The sequence below is a fragment of the Halalkalibacterium halodurans genome (genome assembly GCF_005671335.1).
Lineage (GTDB): Bacteria > Bacillota > Bacilli > Bacillales > Bacillaceae_D > Halalkalibacterium > Halalkalibacterium halodurans.
In genome coordinates this window covers 2,810,061-2,835,586 of record NZ_CP040441.1, presented here as the reverse complement: position 1 = coordinate 2,835,586, position 25,526 = coordinate 2,810,061, and the positions used below count along the sequence as shown (strand labels likewise).

At 43.6% G+C, this 25,526-nt stretch carries 24 protein-coding genes; 15 read left to right on the top strand and 9 right to left on the bottom strand.

Annotation, left to right across the window (positions count from 1 at the left end; genetic code table 11):
* Positions 1–75: 75 nt before the first annotated feature.
* Entirely contained in the window at positions 76–1,368 is a 1,293-nt protein-coding gene (locus FED51_RS13710; protein ID WP_175414331.1) for a Glu/Leu/Phe/Val family dehydrogenase, read from the bottom strand.
* A 30-nt stretch (positions 1,369–1,398) separates the two neighbouring features.
* On the bottom strand, positions 1,399–2,373 hold the full coding sequence (locus FED51_RS13705) for a glutaminase (protein ID WP_138090608.1): 975 nt from the start codon (positions 2,371–2,373) through the stop codon (positions 1,399–1,401).
* Positions 2,374–2,679: 306 nt separating this feature from the next.
* Between FED51_RS13705 and FED51_RS13700 the strand changes: the two genes are divergently transcribed.
* Together FED51_RS13700 and FED51_RS13695 are read left to right on the top strand one after the other, a co-directional pair.
* Positions 2,680–3,945 (top strand): sensor histidine kinase, encoded by a 1,266-nt coding sequence (locus FED51_RS13700; RefSeq protein ID WP_175414353.1) that lies wholly within the window; start codon positions 2,680–2,682, stop codon positions 3,943–3,945.
* Between the two features lie 5 nt (positions 3,946–3,950).
* A complete protein-coding gene (locus FED51_RS13695; RefSeq protein WP_053430824.1) occupies positions 3,951–4,889 on the top strand; it encodes a response regulator in 939 nt (312 codons plus the stop codon).
* 330 nt (positions 4,890–5,219) lie between these two features.
* On the opposite strand, the gene FED51_RS13690 is transcribed toward FED51_RS13695, so the two are convergent.
* Positions 5,220–6,632 (bottom strand): alanine/glycine:cation symporter family protein, encoded by a 1,413-nt coding sequence (locus FED51_RS13690; RefSeq protein ID WP_134229160.1) that lies wholly within the window; start codon positions 6,630–6,632, stop codon positions 5,220–5,222.
* 481 nt (positions 6,633–7,113) lie between these two features.
* Here FED51_RS13690 and FED51_RS13685 point away from each other — a divergent pair, with 481 nt between their 5' ends.
* The 8 genes from FED51_RS13685 (at position 7,114) to FED51_RS13655 (ending at position 13,764) form a co-directional block, all read left to right on the top strand.
* Positions 7,114–7,830, top strand: coding sequence for a LysR family transcriptional regulator substrate-binding protein (locus tag FED51_RS13685; RefSeq protein ID WP_083445497.1), 717 nt, complete (start codon positions 7,114–7,116; stop codon positions 7,828–7,830).
* A 237-nt stretch (positions 7,831–8,067) separates the two neighbouring features.
* Positions 8,068–8,502 carry a CBS domain-containing protein gene (locus FED51_RS13680; protein ID WP_053430826.1) on the top strand — a complete coding sequence of 145 codons (435 nt, stop codon included), beginning with the start codon at positions 8,068–8,070 and terminating at the stop codon, positions 8,500–8,502.
* Between the two features lie 227 nt (positions 8,503–8,729).
* Positions 8,730–9,032 carry a phasin family protein gene (locus FED51_RS13675; protein ID WP_053430827.1) on the top strand — a complete coding sequence of 101 codons (303 nt, stop codon included), beginning with the start codon at positions 8,730–8,732 and terminating at the stop codon, positions 9,030–9,032.
* 157 nt (positions 9,033–9,189) lie between these two features.
* Positions 9,190–10,866 (top strand): ABC1 kinase family protein, encoded by a 1,677-nt coding sequence (locus FED51_RS13670; protein WP_053430828.1) that lies wholly within the window; start codon positions 9,190–9,192, stop codon positions 10,864–10,866.
* 206 nt (positions 10,867–11,072) lie between these two features.
* Complete coding sequence (locus FED51_RS21150; protein WP_166740032.1) at positions 11,073–11,243, top strand: hypothetical protein; 171 nt, start codon at positions 11,073–11,075, stop codon at positions 11,241–11,243.
* A 5-nt stretch (positions 11,244–11,248) separates the two neighbouring features.
* The gene (locus tag FED51_RS13665; protein WP_053431951.1) at positions 11,249–12,766 is read left to right on the top strand and encodes a sodium/proline symporter; all 1,518 of its coding nucleotides are present in this window, start codon (positions 11,249–11,251) and stop codon (positions 12,764–12,766) included.
* Between the two features lie 138 nt (positions 12,767–12,904).
* Positions 12,905–13,429 (top strand): hypothetical protein, encoded by a 525-nt coding sequence (locus tag FED51_RS13660; RefSeq protein ID WP_053430829.1) that lies wholly within the window; start codon positions 12,905–12,907, stop codon positions 13,427–13,429.
* A 32-nt stretch (positions 13,430–13,461) separates the two neighbouring features.
* Positions 13,462–13,764 (top strand): hypothetical protein, encoded by a 303-nt coding sequence (locus tag FED51_RS13655; protein ID WP_138090604.1) that lies wholly within the window; start codon positions 13,462–13,464, stop codon positions 13,762–13,764.
* A 33-nt stretch (positions 13,765–13,797) separates the two neighbouring features.
* On the opposite strand, the gene FED51_RS13650 is transcribed toward FED51_RS13655, so the two are convergent.
* On the bottom strand, positions 13,798–14,787 hold the full coding sequence (locus FED51_RS13650) for a Gfo/Idh/MocA family protein (protein WP_138090602.1): 990 nt from the start codon (positions 14,785–14,787) through the stop codon (positions 13,798–13,800).
* 270 nt (positions 14,788–15,057) lie between these two features.
* On the opposite strand from FED51_RS13650, the gene htpX reads away from it, so the two are divergent.
* Positions 15,058–15,972 (top strand): protease HtpX, encoded by a 915-nt coding sequence (htpX, locus tag FED51_RS13645; protein WP_053430831.1) that lies wholly within the window; start codon positions 15,058–15,060, stop codon positions 15,970–15,972.
* Between the two features lie 348 nt (positions 15,973–16,320).
* Here the strand turns inward: htpX and pdxR are convergent, their stop codons facing one another.
* The gene (gene pdxR, locus FED51_RS13640) at positions 16,321–17,709 is read right to left on the bottom strand and encodes a MocR-like pyridoxine biosynthesis transcription factor PdxR (RefSeq protein ID WP_010898844.1); all 1,389 of its coding nucleotides are present in this window, start codon (positions 17,707–17,709) and stop codon (positions 16,321–16,323) included.
* Positions 17,710–18,003: 294 nt separating this feature from the next.
* On the opposite strand from pdxR, the gene FED51_RS13635 reads away from it, so the two are divergent.
* Positions 18,004–19,260, top strand: coding sequence for an MFS transporter (locus FED51_RS13635; RefSeq protein ID WP_053430832.1), 1,257 nt, complete (start codon positions 18,004–18,006; stop codon positions 19,258–19,260).
* A 3-nt stretch (positions 19,261–19,263) separates the two neighbouring features.
* Here the strand turns inward: FED51_RS13635 and FED51_RS13630 are convergent, their stop codons facing one another.
* On the bottom strand, positions 19,264–19,647 hold the full coding sequence (locus FED51_RS13630; RefSeq protein WP_053430833.1) for a DoxX family membrane protein: 384 nt from the start codon (positions 19,645–19,647) through the stop codon (positions 19,264–19,266).
* Between the two features lie 272 nt (positions 19,648–19,919).
* Here FED51_RS13630 and FED51_RS13625 point away from each other — a divergent pair, with 272 nt between their 5' ends.
* Complete coding sequence (locus FED51_RS13625; protein WP_010898841.1) at positions 19,920–20,720, top strand: HAD family hydrolase; 801 nt, start codon at positions 19,920–19,922, stop codon at positions 20,718–20,720.
* Positions 20,721–20,791: 71 nt separating this feature from the next.
* On the opposite strand, the gene yjcZ is transcribed toward FED51_RS13625, so the two are convergent.
* Positions 20,792–20,935 (bottom strand): sporulation protein YjcZ, encoded by a 144-nt coding sequence (gene yjcZ, locus FED51_RS13620; RefSeq protein WP_010898840.1) that lies wholly within the window; start codon positions 20,933–20,935, stop codon positions 20,792–20,794.
* A gap of 212 nt (positions 20,936–21,147) precedes the next feature.
* Between yjcZ and FED51_RS13615 the strand changes: the two genes are divergently transcribed.
* Positions 21,148–21,801: a futalosine hydrolase gene (locus tag FED51_RS13615; RefSeq protein WP_233443834.1), complete on the top strand. Its 654-nt coding sequence runs from the start codon at positions 21,148–21,150 to the stop codon at positions 21,799–21,801.
* On the top strand, positions 21,798–22,637 hold the full coding sequence (locus FED51_RS13610; RefSeq protein ID WP_138090600.1) for a 1,4-dihydroxy-6-naphtoate synthase: 840 nt from the start codon (positions 21,798–21,800) through the stop codon (positions 22,635–22,637). Before FED51_RS13615 ends, FED51_RS13610 begins: the two co-directional genes overlap by 4 nt.
* A 282-nt stretch (positions 22,638–22,919) precedes the next feature.
* Here the strand turns inward: FED51_RS13610 and FED51_RS13605 are convergent, their stop codons facing one another.
* Together FED51_RS13605 and FED51_RS13600 are read right to left on the bottom strand one after the other, a co-directional pair.
* A complete protein-coding gene (locus FED51_RS13605) occupies positions 22,920–24,137 on the bottom strand; it encodes an ISL3-like element IS651 family transposase (protein ID WP_138090598.1) in 1,218 nt (405 codons plus the stop codon).
* 240 nt (positions 24,138–24,377) lie between these two features.
* Entirely contained in the window at positions 24,378–25,526 is a 1,149-nt protein-coding gene (locus FED51_RS13600; RefSeq protein WP_338035664.1) for a glycosyltransferase family 4 protein, read from the bottom strand.

Sequence of the window (25,526 nt, the reverse complement as noted above, 5' to 3'; positions counted from 1 at the left end):
AGGGCTGAATTTTGCTATGCTTACTAATGAAATGAGGCCCCTCCCCAAAACGGTAGGAGCCTCACACACCCTTTCTTATACCCAGCCTCTAAAGTGAGAAGCCTCAGCCATTCGCTTAACGCCGACCGTATAGGCGGCGAGACGCATGTCGACTTGGTGCTGTTTTGAGAAGGTGCATATCTTCTCAAATGAATCTACGATCATGTTGCGGAACTTTTGATCGATTTCTTCTTCACTCCAGTAGTAACCTTGATTGTTTTGTACCCATTCAAAGTAAGAGACCGTAACCCCTCCTGAACTAGCCAACACATCGGGGACTAAAAAAATGCCCCGCTCGGTTAAAATCCGAGTCGCTTCTAGCGTCGTTGGTCCGTTCGCAGCCTCAACGACTACTTTTGCTTTAATGTCATGAGCGTTTTCCTTTGTAATTTGATTTGAAATCGCAGCGGGGACAAGAATGTCACAATCGGAAATCAAAAGCTCTTGATTGCTAATCGTCTTCTTAAATAAGTTGGTGACCGTTCCAAAACTATCACGTTTATCTAACAAGTATTCGATATCAAGGCCAGCCTGATCATAAAGTGCGCCGTACGCATCGGAAATCCCGACAATGAGAGCACCAGCGTCGTGAAGAAATTTGGCTAGGAAGCTGCCAGCATTCCCAAACCCTTGAATGATGACACGGGCCCCTTTGAGGTCAAGCTGGTTTCTCTTCGCCGCTTCTTCAATGCAAATGATGACTCCTTTTGCTGTTGCGCTTTCCCGTCCGAGGGAGCCACCGAGGACAATCGGTTTTCCCGTAATAAAGCCAGGGGAATCAAATTCCCGAATGCGGCTATATTCGTCCATCATCCACGCCATCACCTGTGAGTTCGTGAAAACGTCAGGTGCCGGAATGTCTTTCGTAGGCCCGACGATTTGACTAATCGCCCGTACATAGCCACGGCTTAATCGTTCCAATTCACCGAGCGACATCGTACGCGGATCACAAATAATCCCGCCTTTCCCGCCGCCATATGGAAGGTCAGCGATCCCGCATTTTAAACTCATCCATAGGGAGAGGGCTTTTACTTCATTTTCATTCACGTCGGGATGGAAGCGAACACCGCCTTTTGTCGGACCTACTGCATCATTGTGTTGGGCTCGGTAGCCGGTGAATATATTGACGTTTCCATCATCCATCCGTACAGGAATGCGGACCGTTAGCATTCGAATCGGCTCTTTTAAAAGCTCATATGTTGCCTCAGAATAACCGAGGAGATCAAGCGCTTCTTTGATGACGGATTGGGTTGACTGTAATAAGCTTAATTCGGTGATCTCTTTCGTTTCATCTACTTGCGTCCGCTGTGGCTCTGTCAAAATGGTCATACGTCATTCCACCTTTTTTCGTTTAGTAAACTAAAAAATGCTTAAATCCCACATGTGAGAAAGATGTTTTAGTAAGGCGACTCCGGCGACGCTGTTGCCAAAGTCATCGATAGCTGGCCCATAGATGCCGATGCCCATCGCCTCGTCCCTTCGTCCTCTTGCTGGGACAGCTGCCATGATTCCACCAGAGACGCCGCTTTTTGCGGGGACGCCAATATGGGCAGCAAACGTTCCAGATGCGTTGTACATCCCGCATGTGAGCATTAACGCTTTCGTTAATTTCGCGACTTCCTTCGGAAAGATTTGTTGATGACTGAGAGGATCATACCCATTGTTTGCAAGAATGAGTCCAATTTTGGCAATGTCCTTTGTCGCCACTTCGATTGCACATAGGGTGAAATACACGTGCAAGGCGTCGTCCACTTCAGATTCTAAGTAGCCTGTATCCTTTAAATAATACGCTAGTGAGCGGTTTCGATGAGCTGTCTGCCATTCGGAGTGGAACACGGCTTCATTGGCTGATGCTCGCCTTCCGAGCATTTTTTCAACTAGCGAATAAACTGATTCGAGCTTTTCCGTTGGCGATTTCCCTGAAAGGAGAGAGGCGACAGTAATGGCACCGGCATTGATCATCGGGTTGAATGGTTTTCCTGTTTTGCGCATTTCAAGACGAACCATGGAATTGAACGGATCCCCAGTAGGCTCCACATCAACTCGATCTAACACATAAGTGATCCCGCGATCGAGACAAGCTGCGATAAAATTGATTATTTTTGAGATACTTTGCAATGTGAAAGGGACTTGCCAATCACCGGATTTGATTTCGATTCCGTTCGAATGAACGACGTAAAGGCCGAGGTCTGTTTGATTGGCTTCTCGTAGAGCAGGAATGTATTGGGCACATTGACCGTTAAGGCTTAAAGTGCGATAATGGTTGACTAATTTTTCAAGCTCCTTACTTAAGACTGGCTTGTGCTCAAGAAGCGATTGTTTTTGTTGAAGCATAGCTGACCCCCTATTAATGAAAGCGTTTACATATTGGTAAGTCTAGTCTATGATGGAGGCTACAGAAAGAAACAGAAGACTACAGCTCGAACCAAAAATTTTCATATACTTTATACAGAAGTAATGGCAATATAGAAAGGAAAAGAGCAAGGGACTCACGAGATTTTACACTGTTACTACAGGAATATAAAAACTAAACGTATCCGCCATAAGGATTGCGTTATGCTGAATTTTTCACATAACAGGAAGTGACATCGTTTGAACATTCGTCCGTTTCTTTCGAAAGATTATATGATTATCCTCTCGATGTTGTTGTTTGTACCAATTGCAGGAGAAATTAATTTTTATCCAGTTAATGAAACGTTCCGTGTCAGTTTAGGGCCACCGATCTTCTTCTTATTTTTATTGTTCTTGCGAAATACGGCTGCAATCGTTCCAGGTTTTTTTACAGCGGTTGCTGTCGTTGTGTTTCGAGTTTTTTTAGATACACTACATGCTGATTTTTATTGGGTGGATTCGTTTGAGATCCATTATCCGACCTTTTTCTTTTATTTTACGTACTCATTATTGTTTTCTTTAGCAAAGGTTCAGCGTTTCCATGAGCAGCCTTTGATCATCTTTTTGTTTGGAATTATCATTGAGATTTTAGCCGATACAGCTGAATTCATCGCGCAATATTTCGCATTTGGTGTCATGGTGACAAAGGATTCCATCTTCCAAATTTTATTAATCGCTTTTTCCCACAGCTTTATCGTGCTAGGTGTTTTCAGCATGATGAAGCTATATGAAACAAGGTCGCGTGAATTGGAAATACGCAAGCGGAATGAACATATGCTGTTGCTTATTTCTAATTTGTACGAGGAGTCGGTTCATTTAAAAAAGACGCTACAAAACTCGGAAGACATAACGAGTAAGGTGTTTGGGTTGTACCGTGAAATGAAACGACTTCAAAGCGAGCACATGGATCAAGTGAATCCCCATTTAGAGAAAATAAGCAAAAGGCTATTGGAAATCTCAGGGGAAGTGCACGAAATCAAAAAGGACAACCAACGAATTTTTGCGGGCTTGTCAAAGCTTATTTCAAATGAAAGCTATGTAGACTATATTGAGATTGGGCAAATTATTAAAATGATTGTGCGGACAAATGAAAAATACGCTCAGCTCTTAGGAAAAGAGATTGATTTTCATTATTCCATTCAAGGTGAGCACCCACCCTACCACATTTACACACATCTCTCGATTATCAACAATTTGGTTGCCAATGCGGTGGAAGCGATAGACGGAAAAGGGATGTTAACGATCCGTGTCAAAGCGTTAGGGCAGACAGTAGAATTTCGAATTGAAGATGACGGCCCAGGAATCCCAGATAAGCACCGAGCGCTTATCTTTAAACCCGGCTTTACGTCTAAATTTGATCATACAGGGAAGCCTTCAACGGGTATTGGCTTAACCTATGTACATGATATGGTTGACAAGCTTGGTGGAATGGTTGTCTATGAACGAGGCCAAGGAGGAAAAGGATCAGTGTTTACGATTCAATTGCCGATGAAAAATGTCGTTGAAAGGGAGTAGAGGGAATGAACTTTTTTATAACAGATGATGATGTGACTGTTCGTTCAATTCTTGCTCAGATCATCGAGGATGAACAATTAGGCCAAGTCGTAGGGGAGGCAGAGGACGGAAGCGAGCTAGATGGAAAACGATTAAATATAAAGCAAGTAGATATTTTATTAATTGATTTGCTCATGCCAAATTGTGATGGATTAGAGGCGATTCAAAAGATTAAGCCTGAATTCAAAGGGAAAATCATTATGATCTCACAAATTGAATCAAAGGAATTAATCAGCGAGGCCTATCTGCTTGGGATTGAGCATTACATTATGAAACCAATTAACAAAATTGAGGTGCTGTCGGTTATTCGTAAGGTCATCAACCATACGAGGCTTGAACAATCCCTTTATGACATTCAAAAGTCATTGAGCAATGTCCTTCAAGGGAGCATACCGACACAAGTGAACGAGCAAGTGTTTCATGATGATTCGATTAAAAGCTATGGACAGTATTTGTTATCGGAGTTAGGGATTGCCGGGGAGAGTGGAAGTAAAGATTTAATGAACATTCTCATGTTTTTATACACATATGAGAAGGAATATTCGTTTGAAAAAGGGTTCCCTGCCTTGAAGGATATTTTTGAACAATTGGCGAGCGAGAAGCTAGGGGATGCTGCCGATGAACGAGATGTTCGTAGGGAAGTGAAAGCGGCGAAACAACGAGTGAGAAGAGCCGTATATCAATCATTGGAGCACGTGGCTTCGTTAGGGTTAATCGACTTTTCGAATCCGAAATTTGAAGAATACGCGTCCCACTTCTTTGATTTTTCCGTCGTGCGCAGCAAAATGACCGAGTTGAAAAACGAGACAAGCTCTTCTTATACGTCGGCACGTATCAATGTCAAGAAGTTTACCCAAGCGTTATATTACGAAGCGAAACGATTGATGCAAGAGAAGAAAGGGTAATGTACGCACTTTTATATAGGATCCTAATTAAGAAAAAGGGGCTAGGATAAAACGCAGTTAATAGGATTGGCACTCACGGTCGGTGAGTCCTAGTCTTGTTATTAAGGTAGTTATTTTATAGGGGATTCGTTGTTTCAAAAACCACTCGCTTGCCGTAGGCGTCTCGTGATTTTAACAATCAACTTGGCAAAATCCGTCTAGTTATGTGTATATTGTATGGTCAATAGACGATCCCATGAATGAACAGAAAAAAGGTTCGGATCATTATATTTTGATGAGCCGAACCTTTTGATTACGTTTGGCTAGTTTTATTCCAGCCTCTTTTTGACATTATGCGTTTTTACGTTTAACCTCTTCTTTTTCCCAGCATTCTGTATGCTTTAAGCCTTCGATGTTACTAGAGTAGAAGACTGGATCTTTCCCTTCTTTTTTCTGTTTCAGATAATCTTGCAGAACGGCAAGGGAGACTTTCCCGATGAGGGCAAGGGCTACTAAGTTCACAAGTGCCATTAATGCCATAAACAAGTCGGCTAAATCCCAGACCGTCGCTAGGCTTTCAACGGATCCGTAGATGATCATTCCTAAGACAGCCAAGCGGAAAAGGAAGATGACGGACTTATTTTCTTTAATGTATTCAAGGTTTGATTCACCGTAATAGTAGTTACCGATAATCGAGCTGAAGCAGAATAAGAGAATCGCGAATGCAACAAAATAAGTCGCCCACGAACCAACATGACTGCTTAGCGCCGCTTGAGTAATTTGAATTCCGCTTAATCCTTCATCAGGGGTTCCAGCTAACAAAATAATAAATGCGGTTGCACTACAAATGAGGAGCGTATCGACAAATACTCCGAGCGTTTGAATAAATCCTTGTTTCGCTGGGTGGCTCACATCCGCTGTAGCGGCTGCGACAGGTGCACTACCCATCCCAGCCTCGTTGGAAAACAATCCACGTTTGACACCATTCATAATGGCGGCACCAATTCCGCCTCCGATCGCTTGTTCAAGTCCAAACGCGCTTGAGACGATTAACTGAAAAACTGCTGGGACTTCGCCAATGTTAAAAATCACGACATAGGCTGCAAGAAGTAAATAAAAACCCGCCATGACAGGGACGACTACTTGCGAGACTTTCGCAATACGTTTAACACCGCCAAAGATAACAAAACCGACAACAACGGCTAGCACGACTCCGATAACAGCCGAATTGAAACCAAATGCTTCTTCAAAGGCTGCTGAAATTGTATTCGCTTGAACAGAGTTAAACGTAAGGCCAAAACAAAACGTGATAAGGATGGCAAATGTGATTCCTAACCATCTTTGACCGAGGGCTTTTTCCATATAGTAGGCAGGTCCACCTTTAAAGCCATTTTTATCTTTCACTTTATACACTTGAGCTAATGTACTCTCGATAAAGCTTAAAACCGATCCGAAAATGGCAACAACCCACATCCAGAAAATCGCTCCAGGTCCACCGAGGGTAATCGCAATCGCAACCCCTGCTAAGTTACCTGTTCCAATCCGTGAGGCCGCGCTAATACAAAAGGCTCCAAACGAGGACACGCGCTTTTTTCCGTCACTTGTTGAAGGGCTCTCCTTCATTAAGTGGAACATTTCTTTTATGTTTGTGATTTGAGCAAATTTCGTTCGAATCGTAAAGAAAACACCTAAACCAACGAGCAATGCAATTAAAAGATAAGACCATAGGAAATTATTACCGTGTTCAATAATTTTTTCGAGCAAAAATATTCACCTCTCAAAGTTTCTGATGATTTGTCGTCTAAGGATCAATCTCAGCAGAACGGTCCCCCTTTTAGAAAGCGCTTTCAATATATATGTACCCAAAAAGGATACATATAGAATATAAGAATAAAGCTACAGAAAGATACAAAAGGCTACAAGGAGACTAAAAAATAATTCGGAATATTTTTAGTTGCTAGTAAATGTAGGGGGAATGGATGGCTTCACCATACGCTCCTTCCTAAAGACGTATGGTGAAGAAACACTTATTGATATTGTACTTGGACTCCGAGTTGCTCTAGCAGCTGAAAATAATTTGGGCATGTTTTTGCCACACAGCCAGGATCATTTAACCTGAGTCCTTTGGATTTATACCGTGTGTTTTATGTGACAGCAACGGAAAAAAGCTTTTCAAAAGCGGCAGCTAAACTTTACATTTACACAGCCAAGTGTGAGTCACGCGATCAAGCAATTAGAAGAAACAATGGAAGTGCAATTATTTGCGCGACATGCGAAAGGAGTTGAACTGACAAGGGAGGGAGAAACGATCTTTCCATACATTCAGCAAGCGCTTGGCTGTATTGATAAAGCGGAGCAACAGTTACAGGAATTGAAACAGCTCGAAGGAGGGCATGTCACAATCGGCGGCAGTGATTCGACGTTCAAACATTTTGTCTTGCCATCCATTCAGCGGTTTCAGGTCCGCTATCCGAACATTCATATCCGCCTTCAGCACGGTTCTACACCGCAAATCATCGAGAAGCTGGACAATGGCTCCATCGATTTTGGCTTTGTTCATTTACCAGTACAAGCGCGACATGTCGAGACTCAACCGTTTTTATCGATTTCAAGCCTATTTGTTGTAGGAGAGCAGAACCGCGAGTTGGCTGGGCGTCCGCTGCTGCTAGAGGAGGTGCTGGATTACCCACTCATTACGTTTTCAAGAACGAGTAGCTCTACACAATTTCTGCACCGTCTATTTGAACGCCAAGGTGTTCATGTACAGCCTGACATTGAAGTAGGGAGTGTAGAACTGTTGATTGAGTGTGTGAAATTGGGCATGGGCGTTGCGTTTGTGACGAAAGACTTCGTGTTACGTGAGCTGAAAAAAGGAGAACTGATACCACTAGAAATGAAGGAACCAATTGAGCAGAGAACGATTGGGATTGTTAAAGGGGCAGCCGTTATCGTTAGCTGCTGAAGCGTTTATAGAAGGATTGCATCAAGAAAGGGAGAAAAAAAGCGTTTTTCTAAACCAATGATCGTAAAATGATATAATAGAAAGGGCGTACAAAGGGGTGAGTCGTGAGCTATAGGTACAGATTAGCATAAGATCCACGATACGCTTTAAAGGGATACGTCAACTTAGTCATTTACACGAAGAACGAAAAGACGTCAGCGCCAAGTTCATGAAAAGAGGAGATAAGGAGGGCGGGACATGAAAATTGCGTTTTTCCTGTTGCCAAAAGCCGAAGTTGTCTATATGAATGAAGATGCTACGATGCGGCAAGTGATCGAACGGATGGAATATCATAATTACACGGCAATCCCGATTTTAGATAAGGACGGAAAGTATGTAGGCACGATCACGGAAGGTGACTTACTGTGGAAAATGAAACATACGCCGAACCTTACGTTTGAGAACACGGAAAGTGTATCCCTTAAGGAAATTGAGCAAAAGATGGTCAATTTACCTGTACACATCGATGCCGAGATTGATGACCTACTATCGCTTGCGATCGCACAAAACTTTGTTCCGGTTGTTGATGATCAAGGGATTTTTATTGGCATCATTCGTAGAAGGGATATTATCAATTATTGCAAAGAGCTGTTAGAAAAAACAAATCTCCATAAAAAAGAAAGATTATCCTAGAAAAGACCCCCCTCATCTCCATAAAATCTGTGAGATGAGGGGGGGGTTCGTATTTCCTCCTAAGACATTACGCATGAAGGTTGGGTGGTAATCAAATCTGATCATTGGATATTCTACTCGATAAGGGAATACTCGTAGTAGGAGGGGAATCCATTTAGAGGTTTCATTCGGGCGAGAAATTGGTATGAGTAATGAGAAGAGCTATTATGAATAAAGGAGGGATCTTTATGCGAGAGGCAGTAAGAAAAGGGATGGCATTAGGATTAGGTTTAGCAGCTGCTAGCAAAGAACAAGCAGAAAAAATCATCGATGAGCTCGTGAAAAAAGGGGAGCTTAGCCAACAGGAGTCTAAAGACTTTTTACGTGAGCTGTTGCGAAGGGGAGAAGAGTCGAAGAAAGAGCTTGATGACAAAATTCAAAGCAAGCTAAAAGAGATGCTTAGTGGGCTAAATGTAGCGACGAAAGAAGAGGTTCAAGCGTTGGAAAAACGACTGGCACAGTTGGAAAAAGAACGAAAACAATCAGAGTAATCCATTTAATTTAGCCATTTAAGAAAATGGCACTTCCAATTAGCAAAAGGGTGTCTAGCGCCGGGCGCCGTCCACACATTGGGCGCGACTTGCCTTGTGAGAGGTCTCAGTCATCACCGCACCAATCGCCACGTTTTTCAAATGAGGAGGGGTTCCCATTTTTGAACGTAGAATTCGTCACCTCAAGCGCTATCGTGAAATCGTCACAGCCTTTTCTCATAATGGGTTTGGTTTCATTGTAAAGGAACTAGGTTTGCATAAAATCATTTCCTTACCGAAACGACTGTTGGTGAAAGAGCAAAACGTACAGACGAAAACAATAGGGGAGCGCTTGCGACTATTTTTAGAGGAGTTAGGCCCAACCTTTGTGAAGATGGGACAGATGGCAAGCACACGTCCTGATTTGATCCCTTCTGAACTATTGGAGGAGCTGGAAAAGCTACAAGATCGCGTCTCCCCATTTTCGTATGAAGAAGTAAGAGCCATTGTGGAGCATGAGCTAGGAATGGCTGTAGACGAATTGTTTCGCGAGTTTCATGAAATACCCGTTGGTGCAGCCTCTATCGGGCAAGTTCACTTTGCGGTCTTACAATCAGGTGAACCGGTAGCGGTCAAAGTTCAGCGACCGAACATCGAGGAGATCATCAAAACGGACTTAGAAATTTTGCAGCATTTAGCAGAAATAGCTGAACACCGCTTGGAGTGGGCAGCAAACTATCAATTAGTTGAAATCATTGAGGAATTTTCAAAGGCTCTGTTAGCTGAATTGGACTATACGGTGGAGGGACGAAATGCTGATCGGCTCGCCAAGCTATTTGAAGACGATCCCACCGTCCAGATACCGCGAGTATATTGGGACTATTCCACGAAAAAGGTATTGACGATGGAGTATGTGGAAGGGACGAAGTTAAATGAACGAGAAGAACTCAAACAAAGAGGCTATGATGAAAAAATGTTGGCCCAGAGGATAACCCATGCGATACTAAAACAAATCTTACTGGAGGGCTTCTTTCATGGGGATCCCCACCCAGGAAATATTTCGGTGTTACCAGGTGAAGCCATAGCGTTTATGGATTTCGGTATGGTCGGGCGCCTTTCCCCACAGATGAAACAACATTTCGCTTCACTAGTGATTGCGATCATGCGCCGACGTTCGGAAGGGGTCTTGAACGCCATTACGAAAATGGGGATTGTACCCGATGATGTGGACATGCAGCTGCTGCAATGGGATATCGATGAGTTAAGGGAAAAATTTGCTGATGTCCCTTTAAGTCAGGTGAGCCTTGGGGAAGCAGTTAATGACTTGTTTGCCATCGCCAATCACCACCGCATTCAAATTCCAGCCGATTTAACATTGTTAGGTAAAACGCTTCTTACAATGGAACAAATGGTGGAAAAATTAGATCCGGAGCTTAGTATCGTAAAGGTGGCTGAGCCTTTTGGCCGTCAATTGCTTAAGGAGCGTTTGAGCCCAAAATCTGTTGCCGAACACGTATATAATCAGTGGAATGAATATGGGGACGTTCTTACAGAGTTGCCTCGAACGTTAAAAGAATTAACAGCGATCACAAGAAAAGGGAAGCTACCTCTAGAACTGTCACTACCAAAAATCGAACGATTTCTAAATAAATTAGATCGAATTAGTAATCGTTTGTCCTTTAGTATCGTCCTCCTGTCGTTCAGTATCATTATGGTCGGATTAATCATCGGCTCAGCTCTAGGAGGACAGTCATCTCTCCTTTGGAACATTCCAGCAGTTGAGATTGGGTTCGTTGTGGCGCTCCTTATGTTTATTTGGCTCTTATATTCCATCTTGCGTTCAGGAAGATTTTAACCGGTAGGCGTTTTTTCAGCATTTGAATGGAGATACGCTTTTAAATAAAAAGAAAGTATATATTTAGATGTCTAGCGCAGGGCAGCTGCTTTGCGCTTTTTTTATGTTTCGATCGCTGCTCCGGAGAAATGGTCACAAGGAATGTTTCCTTTGATGTTGAAAAGTAATGAATAGACGAAAATAGTAAAAGCAAAAGGAGGTTGCTGATGAACGTTGATATCTTTTTCGCCCTTATTGGTTTGCCACTGTCAATACTAGCTGTCGCACTTCTTTGTTATGTGCACACAGGAATTAAGGAGGAGATCGCTTCATTGAAACAGGAGATCCGAGCCCGTTCGCTTTCTAACGATGGCAACAGAAAAGGGGATGTTTCTTAGTGAACATGGTAGAACCGCTCGCTGTTGCGATTTTAATCGCATATTTAGTCGCTCTTTTACTGATTGGGCTTCTGAGTTCAAAGAAAAGCTCCGTAGGAATGACTGACTTTTTTCTCGCTGGACGTAACTTGAATAAATGGACGGTCGCATTATCTGCTGTCAGTTCCGGTCGTAGCGCTTGGCTCGTTCTTGGGGTGACGGGAACAGCTTATGCTACGGGGCTTGATGCCGTTTGGGCAGTGGCTGGTTACATTGCTGTGGAAGTATTTTTGTTTTTTTATGTAGCTAGAAGGTTTAGAGCCTATAGTGAACAGACAGGGAGTATTACGATACCTGATATTTTAGAAACCCGATTCAATGATAAAACTCATATTCTTCGAGGGGTCAGTGCGTTCATTATTATGTTTTTTATGATTGCCTATGTGGCAAGCCAGCTCGTGGCAGGTGGCGGAGCGTTCGCGACAAGCATGGGCGTATCATCATCTACCGGAATGTGGGTGACAGCCGTTATTTTACTCGCCTATACGATGCTTGGTGGCTTTCATGCGGTGAGTAAAACAGACGTCGTTCAAGCGGGCTTTATGTTTGTCTCTCTCGTCATACTTCCTGTAGTTGCTATCATCGGTTTAGGTGGGTTTGATCCGCTTTTGCAAGTGATGCATACGGAAGGTGGTGGATTCACTAGTCCGTTTGCCTTTGGCTTTGGTGCGGTGATTGGTCTACTCGGGATTGGGTTTGGTAGCCCAGGGAACCCTCATATTCTTGTTCGATATATGTCACTTAAAAATGTGAAGGAAATGAGACAAGCGGCTTTGATTAGTTCGGTTTGGAATGTGCTCATGGGGTGGGGAGCTGTCATGATTGGACTTGCAGGACGTGCCTACTTTCCTGACGTTAGTCTGCTTCCAAATGGAGATCAGGAGCAAGTGTTTCTCACGTTAGGATCGGAAATTTTGCACCCGCTATTCTTTGGGTTTTTACTCGTTGCTGTATTAGCGGCCATTATGTCAAGTGCGGATAGTCAGTTACTTGTAGGCTCTAGTGCCTTTGTCCGTGATATTTATCAAAAAATGTTTCGCCGAAATCGAAAACTTTCCCAGAAAAAACTCGTTCGTCTCAGCCGGTTAACAACGGTTGTATTCATGGGGCTATCTCTTATTCTCGCATTTACTGCTCAAGAATTTGTCTTCTGGATGGTCTTGTTTGCTTTCGGTGGATTAGGTGCCTGCTTTGGTCCGGCTCTTCTTCTGTCGTTTTACTGGAAAGGTGTCACGAGACAAGGAGTTTTATGGGGGATGATTGCAGGGCTTTTAACGGTTATCCTAGTGAAGCAGCAGCCGCAATGGACGTATGCTTTTTTACCAGATGTAAAAGAGCTTTTAAACACTTATTTTTTCGGGATTACGTACGAAGCCGTTCCTGGATTTATCGTGGCAACAACAATTACAGTTGTGATTAGTCTTTTTACGAAACGACCCAAACACGCGAAACAAATCATTGAGCGTTTAAATGAAAGTGCATAGAAACAGTAGAAGACTCCTGCCTCGTATGGTAGGAGCTTTTTTTATGACAAGCCCTAAAAACAGGTTTGTGATAAGATTAGTTCATGATAAAGTTAGTAGGTGTGGAATAATATAGAAAACCAAGGTGGAGGAAATCGTGTGAACAAGATTTTTTTAAAGGTTACATTCTTCTCTGTATTGTTTATGATGTGTTTGCCAACAACGGTTTTTGCCAATTCATCTTGGCAATGGCTGACGTCCAGCCCGAAAGAATGGCTACCTGTTGCGGTTAGTTTAACGCTTAGTATTGAAATCGCAGGCATTCTCTTGTTTGCCACTCTCAACAAGGGACTTGGGCTTAAGCTAAAAATGGTCTTATTGATCATAGGTGCGAATCTAGCCTCTTTTTTGCTGCCATACATATCGCGAGCGCTACAGCTACAAATCTTTTACGACGGGTGGGGCGAAGCGTGGAACGGTGCCTTTGAATCAGGCCCGTATTACATCGTTTTGCTAGGATACTTAATGTTGACATTGTTGGTTGAAGTGCCGATCGTTTATCATTTTTCAAAAAAACACGCGAAGTGGCCACGCGCTCTTCTTGTTACCATCGTGGTCGTCAATGTGATCACCACCTTAATTGTTGCCCTATTGGAAAGACGAATGTTTTACGGAGAATGGTAGATTAAGGATACATACTCAAAGGAGGATTGGCGTTGAAGGTTTTACGACTAGGGATTGTTTTTCAGCTTCTATTTGTACTGTTACTTACAGTTGGTAACTTTGTACGAATTTTTATCATCGATCACTATTCCGTTTATCCCATCGCTTTTTTTGAGCTATTTCTTGGCATTGGTAGCCTATCGTGCGGAGTGTATGGATTGATTAAAACAGAAAAACCAATTCTTTCGCTCTGGCTGATTTGTTTTGGATTGTTGATTTGTGTCTTTTTTATAGTTGTTTACTTGTTGCCAGAAGGGGATATCCCCCCAGAGATTACGTGGTTTTATTCCGAATAAGCTTAGAAGGGGGACCCTTCCAAGCTTAAACGGTTATCGTTCTCGAGAATCTGCTGGAAATTCAATCCCTGCTTCTCTCCTAGCGTGTTCCATCACACGCATGACAGAATGGCTGTATGTCAGTAGTTCATAGCACTTTTCGAAATTTTTTGCTTGATACATCTCGTAAAATGTACGCGTTTCATAGTATAAAAGATTGTCGTTTGTTTGAGCGTTTAATTCGGAGGTTTGATCGTCAAGGTAGATTTTGACGTTGCGGCAACCGTTCGCCCCGTTTTCGACATGGATATATCCTTTTTCTCCTTGGATGAGGACAAAATTCATACTCTGCGTGTCCTTACACCCGACGCACTCACTAATAAAATGTGGATACTTTAAAACGAGCACGCCTGACGTATCGATGCCATTGGCATGCTGATTTGCAATATAGTGAGCCGCCTCAGGAGGGCCTAACAAGTTCATAACGAAATGAATATTGTATACGTTAATGTCCATGAGAGCGCCACCGGAAAAGGCTGGGTTGAACACATTCGGTGTTTCTCCGCTTAGAAAACGGTCGTACCTGCTTGAGTATTGGCTATAGTTGCATTGAATCATTTTAATTGAGCCAAGCTTATGAATGTTTTCTTTGATTAATTGGTAGTTTGGTAAATGAATCGTTGTGATCGCTTCAAACAACATTAACTCGTTTTTCCTTGCAACGGATATCAAATGCTCTAATTCCCGTGCAGTTGATGTAAACGGCTTCTCACAAATCACATGCTTCCGATGCTCTAATGCTTGGAGGGCATGCTGATAATGTAAGCTGTTAGGGGAAGCTACATAGACAACCTCCACATTAGGGTCGGCAAGCATGTGGTCAAAATCGGTATAAATGGTGGGGATGTTATATTGATCTGCTAATGGTTTCGCTGTCGTTTCTTTACGCGAATACATGGCGACACACATCGGGCCATCGATCTCATCCAATGCCGATAGGAACGCTTCAACAATCGGGCCAGTACCAACGGTTGCAATCTTCATCTTTTACACTCCCGTCCTGTGATAAGATACTTACGAACATGTTCAGTTTATCATAACAGTTTTATGCTTTAGACACGGGATCGTAAAAAATAGCGCTCAAAAAAAAGGAGAATTTATAACAAATCGCTTGAGGACGAATAATCCTTTTATGTATATAGTATCGTTAATCGTTAGCGTCACCGTTCCTGCCCATAATCTAAAATAATATCTGGTATATTCATTGAATCGTGTTAAAATATACTAGGACAACATGAAAATGGAGGTTTACGAATGGGGAAGCGTATTTTATTTTTTCTTTTAACGAACGTTCTAGTCATGACAACGATCGTCATTGTCTGGTCGATCATCTCGAGGTTTACGAACTTTGGAGGCTCGTTTGAAACTGGTGGCCCTGGCTTAGGGATTGACTATGCGTCGCTCATGGTCTTTAGTTTAATCGTTGGTTTCACAGGGGCCTTCATCTCCCTTGCGATGTCACGTTGGATGGCAAAGAAAATGATGAACGTCAAAGTGCTAGATCCAAATGGCCCGTTAACCGAGCGGGAACGTTTTGTCGTTGAAAAGGTTCATCGCTTGTCTCGTGCAGCTGGACTTATGCACATGCCAGAGGTAGGGATCTATCAATCAGCCGAAGTGAATGCATTTGCGACAGGCCCTTCGAAAAAACGTTCGCTTGTGGCGGTTTCATCTGGATTGTTGGATGCAATGGATGATGACGCGGTCGAAGGGGTTATTGCCCACGAGGTTGCCCATATTTCCAATGGAGATATGGTAACCATGACATTGCTCCAAGGAGTTGTCAACACGTTTGTCGTCTTCCTCTCAAGAGTTGCTGCCATCATTGTGTCGCGCTTTGTTCGTTCCGAGTTGCAATGGATCGTACAGTTTGCGGCGATCATCGTGTTCCAAATTTTGTTCTCTATTCTCGGAAGTATTGTCGTAAGTGCATTCTCTCGTTACCGAGAGTATCATGCTGACCGAGGTGGAGCTGATTTAGCTGGGCGTGATAAAATGGCTCATGCGCTCCGTTCATTAAAAGCTTATTTGGACCGAACGAAGCTGAACGATGGCACGGATGACTCAGCGGTGCAAACGATGAAAATTAGTGGTAGAGGTGGCGTCATGAAGCTGTTTTCCACCCATCCTGATTTAGATGATCGTATTGCTCGATTAGAACAACGATAATAGGAAACGAGCAGCTGTCCCTATGTACATCGGGGCAGCTGTTTTTCTATACAAACGATCCGCTCGGACTTGAATTAAGACGATGGAGGGAGTTTTTTAGCCTAGCCAGACGAAAGTTTTTTCGCGCCATTACCGAAGATTCTCCTCGTTAAGCATGATAAAAACAGATTCGCCGATCGAAAGCGAATCTGTTTTCTTACTGATTATCTGCTAATTCTAAAAGATCCCTTACAGTGGTCAAAAAACGGTAAGGGATTTTATTGTGGTTGGGAGTTTCAGACCCTCTTTGGCGAACGGTAAGTGACGATTACGCTCGTTCCTTACTTTGATCAGCAGCACTTGTAGAAATCATTCTATCCAAGCCTTATGCAAACGCCGGATTCCCTCCGTAATTTTTTCTCTTGGCAGGCCGCTAAATCCTAAAATGAAGTAAGGATTAGGCGTTACATCCTTAACAGGGTAAATGTTCACCCCGTGAGCCCTTGCTGCTGCTAACAACTGTTTGTACGGCCGAGAGTTATTTTTTAGTTCCAATACGAGATGGAGTCCAGCTGTTGTCCCATGAAGGGCTGCATGATCACCCATCACTTCTTGAATGGTTGCGATAAGAAAGTCCTGTTTTTCCTTATAATACTTACGCATCCGGCGAATATGCCGCTCATAGTGACCATCCTCCATAAATTTCGCCAATGCCAACTGAAGATGGACACTGACAGGCGAAGGGAACATGGAACATACCTCTTGATAGCGCTTCATCAACTCTGGAGGCAAAATCGCATAGCTTACTCGTATTGCAGGAGAGAGCGTCTTAGAAAATGTTCCGATATAAATGACATGGTTTTTCGATAGTCCTTGTAACGACGGAACAGGGTCGATGTCATAACGGAATTCACCATCGTAATCGTCCTCAATGACATAGCTCTCTGAGTTTTGCGCCCAATTAATAATTTTGATCCGCTCTTGAATCGACAGAAAGCTTCCGTAAGGGTATTGGTGAGACGGTGTCAAATAGAGAACACCATTTTTTTGTTCTTGCAGGTCTTCTAATGATAAAACCCCTTTAGGTGATGGAACCCGCTGAATCGGTAATTGATGCAAGGAAAAAATATCTTCAATTACTTTGTAGCTCGGCTGTTCCATAATGGCTGTTTTTCCCATTTGTTTGAACAAAAGGGACAGAATATTCATGCTATGTTCGATGCCTTCAAAAATGACAACTTGTTCCTCTGTACAATCCAAAATCCGAGACTTTGTCACATAATCAGCCACTGCAGCTCTTAACGGCAATTCTCCTAATTTGGCTCCGTGATGATTAAAGCGTGTTTCGTGGTTTAATAGGGTCTCATTGACACACTTACGCCAAATGGACAAGGGAAACTGGGCGTTATCAATGTTGGACGGGCTAAAATCGATGATCTGATCTTCCGATGCTTGATCATGATGCGGAGCGTGGATGATCTTTGCATCTTGACGTTCTAAAAGTGTGAGTCCTGCTAGATTTTCCACGTAATATCCGCTGCGATCTCGACTCGTAATGTATCCTTCTGCCTCTAGCTGGTGGTAAGCATTTTGTACTGTGATGACACTAACATTTAACGTTTGTGCGAAATGGCGAATCGACGGTAGCTTTGCGCCTGTTTTTAGCTTTCCTGACAATATATCCTTCCGTAGCGATTCGTAAAGCTGCTTATATATCGGCGTATCCGTTTCTTTATCTAAGAAGTAGGTTAACGTCATGGATGTTCCCCCTAGGAAAATCTGTATATATAAAATAATTATAAACTGTAAATATAAATGTGTACATAATTTGGAATAAACTGAAAGAGGCCAAAGCTCATATGAGAAGTAGAAAAGAGAGAGGATGGTTGCAGTTTCATAGTAAAAGGAGGAGGAAAATTTATTAATTGGTTACGAGTAAACGTTCAGAGAATTTTTTAAAAGGTAAATCGTGCATTTGTAATCATCTGATGATCAGATCAAAGGATAAGGGTTATTTTCACAAAATATATTGTTATCGAAAAAGGAGATGCAATGAAACGAAAAATACATTATGGATGGATCATTGTCGCGGTAACTTTTTTAACGTTTTTAGCTGTCCAAGGTGTTCGCCTATCGTTCGGTGCTTTTGTTCAGCCTTGGGAAACTGAATTTTCGATGGATCGTGGAAGCATTTCGCTTATTTCCACACTTAGCTTTATTGTTTATGGGATCTCTCAGCCATTGATCGGTAAGCTTGTGGATCGGTTAGGGGCCCGGTTCATCCTGTCCTGTAGCACACTTCTCGTTGGTGTTAGCTTCGTTTTGACGACAATGGCAACACAGCCGTGGCATCTATTTATTCTGTACGGTGTTGTCGTCTCTATTGGAGTCGGTGGGGCGTCTAATGTGGCCGCGACTGTTGTGATTACGAACTGGTTTAATAAAAAGCGAGGCCTTGCTTTCGGGATTATTGAAGCCGGCTTTGGTGCCGGCCAAATGATTCTTGTGCCTGGGTCGCTCATGTTGATCCAATGGCTTGATTGGAAGGCTACCGTTGTTATACTTGGCTTCTTTTTGGCGGTCATCGTTTTTCCGATCGTTCTACTGTTGTTGCGCAATCATCCATCAGAAAAACAAGTAGAACCGATTGGAGGCGTGCGAGAAGAGGAGGAAACAAACACCTCCCCTAACAGTGCCACTTTTTCCAATTGGTCGGTTTTTCGTATGAGGCCCTTTTGGTTTCTCGTGTTACCTTTTGCCATTTGCGGCTTTACGACGACAGGGTTAATGGATACCCATCTCATTCCGTTGTCACACGATCACGGATTTTCAACAAGTGTCACGAGTGCGGCGGTTAGCTTACTAGCTGGTTTTAATATAGTGGGAATCTTGCTTTCGGGTGTCATTGCTGATCGTTGGAGTAGTCGTAAATTTTTGTTTCTCCTTTATGTAGCACGTGCTTTATCGCTCGTGATCTTAGTGCATAGCCATGACCCGTTACTATTGTTAGGTTTTGCTATCTTGTTCGGTCTCGTTGACTTTGCGACGGTTGCTCCGACACAGCTTCTTGCGACACAGTATTTTAAACGATACTCCATCGGACTAATGATCGGATGGTTGTTTCTTAGCCATCAAGTTGGTTCGGCATTAGGGGCTTATGTGCCAGGCTTGCTTTATGAACAGACAGGCAGCTATACGGTACCCCTGTATATGTCTATCGTCATTTTGATTGTAGCCGCTATCTGCAATTTATTTCTCCCTGAACCGAATAAACAACGAAACGATGTCAAGCAGGCAGAGGCGGTTTAAAGCTTAAAGCGGTTTCTTTTCCAACAATGTGAAAAAATTTCGTCTGTAAATGTAGAGAAGGTAGCCTTGACAAAGGATGAGAAGAAAAGCTAACGGGAGCAATGAGTGATCGAGAAACACATGAAGTAAGAAAATGTTTACCGTGATAGGAGACAGGGCGGCGAGTGAAAGAGGAACGAATCGGTTCATGAGCAGAAAAATACCACAAATGACCTCCAAGGCTTTAACGGTCACAAGTAAATAAGCAAATTGAAACAAGGCCATCGCTTCCTCGCTCGTATCTATAAACGGTTCTAGACCGAAGATAACAAAAAGCCCGTTGAACCCTGCAAGGAGAAAAATACTACCTAACACCATTCTAGCAACTAAAGGGAGCCACTTTAACACGATTGATACACCTCCTTTTAATTTTAGTATATTTCGTTATAAAACTTGATCCGAAATCCTAATAAACTAGTGGGCTTTGGACACTTATAAACATGCAATCTATGGAAATCGTACCACCGACATGAACGATAGGCAAGTGCGGGACTGTTGAAATGGAACGAAACAAAGTCTTCATCATGATTTAACAGGGGAAGGAGCGTCAACTGTCAAAAGGTGTGTTAAAGTAATAAAGAGGAGAGAAGGCTTTGAGTTAAAAGGAGTGGAATTTTCAAATGGGACCATACAAGGTGTTGTTTTTAGATATCGATGGGACGATCCTTTTACCAGATGATACCGTGCAGGAGTCAACAAAGGTCGCGATTCGCCATGTTCAGGAGCAAGGAATGGAGGTGTTTCTTGCGACAGGCAGACCGTTGCACGAGATTTCTGAATTAGCAGAGCAATTAAAGGTTCATTCCTTTATCGGCTACAATGGTGCATATGCGATTTATAATGGGAAGGACATCTTGATGCAGCCAATTGAACCGAAAACGCTAGATCGTCTATTGACGATTTCACGAGAAAGAAACCATGAAGTGGTTATGTATACGAACGAAGAGAATGTGCTCACAGGAATAGATACGAGCTGCATGCAACAATTTATCCGAATCTTTCATTTGAAGCATAACCGGGTTTACGATCCGAAAAAGCAAGATCCAGTTTTAGGGATGACTTTACTCAATGTGAGCAGAGAGGATGTTGCCGCTTATGAAGCATGTAATGGTATCCATCTAGCTTCAGTCAACGTTGGCGACCTGAAGGCTCATGCATACGACGTGATTCGAGATACGACAAATAAGGGAATAGCTGTCCAACAAACCCTTTCTTATTTAGGGATAGAAAAGGAAGAAGCAGTGGCCTTTGGTGACGGGATGAATGATAAGGAAATGCTTAAGTATGTCGGTGTCGGTATCGCGATGGGGAATGCTCATCCTGACTTGCTTGCCTATGCTGATGACCAGACGACTAGTGTAGAATGTGATGGGGTGTCTAACGGACTAAAAAAGCTCGGCTTGGTTCCCCGTATTTTATAATCATCGTACCAATGACGATTCCCGTTTTCTAAAAAACAAAACAAAGAGCGCCCAGCAATGAGCGCTCTTTGTTATTTAAACCAGCCGCATCCAAGAATGATGAGCAGGATGACGAGAACAACGATGAGCGCAAAAGCAAATCCGCCTCCTCCATAGGGAGGACAATAACCACGATATGGGGGTGGAAAAGGGGGATAGCCATAGTAGTATCCCATGAAGGCACCTCCTTCCATTGGGTCAATGCTGTACGTCTTCTTTCTGATGTGTTAGGGGGCAACGTAACGCTAAATCTATTTCTAGTCTATGCACGTGTACGTCTTGAGGATTAGGTATGAGTGGAGGAAAAGGTTTGTCGCTAGAAAAAAACATGGACTTTCGCTACACTAGAAAAGGCACAACATACATAAGGAGGAGCTGGCACATATCCATGTTTAATCAACAAAAGGTGCTGATTGCCACTTCGGTGACTGCCGAGCAAAAGGCTATCCAAGCTGGGCTTGGTCGTGATGCTCAAGTGGATGTTATGACCATTGGGGTCGGTCCCATGTCAGCTGCAGCATATACAGCAAAAGCGTTAGCAAGCAAGGACTATGATCTTGTCATAAGTATGGGGATCGCTGGTGGTTTTAAAGAAAAGGCCGCCGTCGAATCCCTCGTTGTCGCCGATGCGCTCATTGCAGCAGATTTAGGGGCCGAATCAAGCGATGGCTTTCTCCCTTTAGATGATCTCGGATTCGGCTCCATTTATTTACGACCCGATCAAGAGATGGTGGAGCAAGTGGTGAGTACCCTTTTTGCTGCCTATCCATTTGTACATCAAGGAGCGATTTTAACGCGTGCAACAGTAACGGGGACAGAACAGACAGCGAGTCGTTTAATCAAGCGTTATCCTGATGCCGTGGCAGAAGCGATGGAGGGCTTTGGTGTGGGAACTGCAGCGAAAGCATTCGGCGTCCCGTTTCTGGAGATTCGCTCGATTTCTAATGAGGTAGGTCCGAGAAATCGCGAGGCTTGGAAATTAAAAGAATCGCTCAGTTTATTAACAAAAGTTTCAAGCGTCTTATGGAGGGATTATACGTGAACATTGCTTTTTCGCCATGCCCGAACGATACGTTTGTTTTTCACGCTTGGGTTCATGGGCATATTCAAGGGGCCCCACCCCTACATGTCACCTACGCTGATATCGATATTACAAATCATTTGGCTGCTGAAGGCAAAGGGCCGGAAGTGATGAAAATCTCCTATGCCGCTTTGCCGTACGTTTTAGAGGATTACGCATTGATTCCATGTGGTGGAGCCTTAGGAAGAGGCTGTGGGCCTTTATTACTGACGAAGGGGAAAACGGGAGACGATCCAAACATTCTAAATGGAAAAACGATTGCCGTTCCTAGTGAGCGGTCGACAGCCTACTTGCTATTCCGTCTTTGGGTAGCGCAGCAGCTCGACGGCCAAGTAGGGAAAATTGTCGTCATGCCGTTTCATGAAATTATGCCTGCTGTGCGAAATGGAACGGTCGATGCCGGTCTTGTTATTCATGAAGCAAGGTTTACATATCAAGCATACGGGCTGACGATGCTTCAAGACTTAGGAAGCTGGTGGGAGGAAGATACAGGTCTTCCGATCCCGCTCGGTGCGATTATTGCCAAGCGAGGACTAGATGTTTCAGCAATTCAAAGCTGGATTAAGCAATCTGTTCAATATGCTTGGGCTCACCCAGACGCTTCGAAAGAATATGTGATGAGCCATGCACAAGAGATGGCTGAAGAAGTGGCCAAGTCACATATCGATCTCTATGTGAATACTTTTACCGAGGACTTAGGGGAAGATGGTTATCGAGCCGTTGAATCATTACTAGTACGAGCGGCGGAGGAAGATCTTGTCCCTGCCTTTAAAAAAGAATGGTTAAGAGAAAAATAAGCCAAACGTAATCAAAAAGATTCGGATCATTTTATTTTGATGACTGAACTTTTTCTGTTGATTCATGGGAGGCGATTCTAAAATAATACACAATCCTTCTATTTTTTATCATTACACCAAATTTGCTTTTAAAATGGATGGATCAGATAATCGAACAATGCCATTTGCTGCTCGCGGCAAGCGAGTGTTTTTTGAAACAATCAACCCCTATAATATAAAATCTACACCTGAAAAATAGGTTCTTAGTCAAATGTTGGGGTGGCATAGGAGGGCGAGCCCCTCTTATCCTACCCCGAATGTTTGATGTTTGAATTGATGATGCAAGAGAATACGGTTTCGCAAGCGATCATAACGCCGAAAACCAAAGGCATTTCTCTTAATCACCTTCGTTTGATTATTCAGTCCTTCAATAAAACCGTTGTTTAAGCCAAACGCGAAGCTATTCAAGATCTCGGTCTGCCAGTTCTTCAGCGTCTGAATGGCTCGGTGGAACTCCTTTAACGGGCTCGCCTCCACTCTTCGGTAAAAGGCGTAGAGCCCTTGCTTCACCTCGCTCATTCGTCCTTCCCTTCCTTGCATCTTCGCTTCTTGATACCACCGACGAAAATGTTCTTTTAGCTCATACGCTTCCCTTAAATCAGGGGATAGCTCTAAGTACCGCTCCATCTTCTTCTTTTGCTTATCATCCAGTCTTTCTCTCTCTTTCTGAAACAGATGTTTGATCCGTTTACATCGTTTTCGATGATACGGATGGAACGCTTTTTGCACTCGGCGGCGAACCCCTTCCAGAGCCCAGTAGATGTAACGACAGAAATGGAACGGATCACCAATGATGAGCGGGTGGCCTAAGGCCTTTTGAACAGCCGACTTGAAGGTATAACTGAGATCCATCACGACCGTTTTTACATGATGACCCTTCTCTTGAAGATATCGTTTAAGCGTATCGGCTTTACGATCCGGTAAGATATCCAGTGGCTTCCGTGTATCTGCATCCGCAATGATCACTTGATATTTCCCCGCATTCGTATCCCCTTTGTAATCATCAATCGCAATCCGAGGAGGAAGGTGATCCACCTTCTTCACGAGCGGTGCCGCCAATTGATCAAACCGGCGCATGGCAGTTGTCACGGACGTTTGGAATTGATTCGCTGTGTCCGTAAAGTTCTTCCCTTGAATGAGCCGTAAGCGAAACGCTTGATTCCATTCCACTGTCTGACGCTGATATCGCTCTACAAAACAGGCTTTCTCCGCAAACCGCTTCCCGCATCTGCACGCGTACCGGCGCTTTCGATAGAATAGATACACCCACCGTTCAAAGAGCTTGAGATGTTGAACTTTTTGGATGCGGTAATCATGGATTCTCTCGGTTCTCTTCCCGCAGGATGGGCAACGATGAGGCGTTCGCGGCATTTCTACATGGAGCGCGATAAAGCCCTCTCGTTCCTCCATCTTTGTGACCTTCACACCTTTTAATCCGGGCAAATCCATGGTAAAATTCATCGTACACGCAGCTCCTATCCTTTCTTTGTTTCTCGACAATTCAAGGATAATGGATAAAGGAGCCTGCGTGCATTTTTTTTGCCCTCTTTTGTGCAAAAACCCCAACATTTATTGTAGAGCCGAAAAATAAGAGTGGCACCCACCGTCGTTCAGTAGGTGCCACTCTTATTCACTATTGCATGTTATGATAGCTTCTCCAATGGTCGGAAGTCGTGCATTTTCATGTCGTCAGCGCTTTCCTTAAGCCAAATGTCTTTTTTTATGATGGAAGATCACTTGTTCATATTGCTCCAGTAGATCGTCAAAAATCCGCTCCCATGATTGGGTCAAGGCATACTGCCTCGCCTCATAGCCCATTTCCGCTCGCTTCGATCGGTTCATGAGCAAATGTTCGATTGCTTGAATGAATGAATGGACGTCTCCTGCTTTGCAGATCATTCCTGACTTCCCATGTTCGACAATCTCGGTTACACCGCCCCGGTCTGCTACAATAGCCGGGGTACCAGAAGCGAAAGACTCAAGTACGACATTGCCGAATGTTTCGGTTGCCGACGGGAAGACAAACAGATCAGCGCTCGCATAGGCTGCCGCTAGTTCCTCACCTTTCAAATAACCAGTAAACGTCACATTGGTAGGGCATTGTTTTTTCATTTCGGGCAAAGATGGCCCATCCCCAACGATCATCCATTGTATTTTTTCATTAAGTTCCTGTGGGAGTTGTGCCATGATAGCAACCAATGTAGCGAGATCCTTTTCCGGCGCAAGCCGGCCAACATATAAGAGCACTGCTTTGTCTTTTGGCAATAAATTGCTGGCGTAGGAGCGGTGTCGCTGCTTAGGGTGGAATCGTTCGCAATCCACTCCACGTGTCCAAAGGGCTAGCCGTTGGAACCCATGCTTTTGCAAGTGTCTCATCGTTTCAACTGATGGGACAAACGTCCTTTCAAAAGGTTGGTGAAACCACTTCACATACTTCCAAAGCCAAGCGCTCATAAACTGTAGCTTGTAATAATGAAGGTAGTGATCAAAATGGGTGTGATAGGAACCGACCATCGGAATTCCGTATTTCTTTCCATGCTGTAACCCTGACAGACCGACGTTAAATGGGGTGGCGATGTGGAGTAAATCAGGCTGGAATGAAGTTAGTTGCTGACGTAGCTTGAATACGTTCGGCAATGCAATGCGACATTCTGGATACAAAAAAAACGGCAAACTTGCGAACGTATGAATGTTTGACTCAAAGCGGTCAAGCTTCTCGATCGTTTCTGGCATGTATAGAGCGTATTCGACTTGCCGTTTTTCTAAATGATCCACAAGTCGTTTCATCGTTCGTGCTACACCGTTCACTTGTGGTATATACGTATCGGTGAACAAAGCAATTCTCATCAT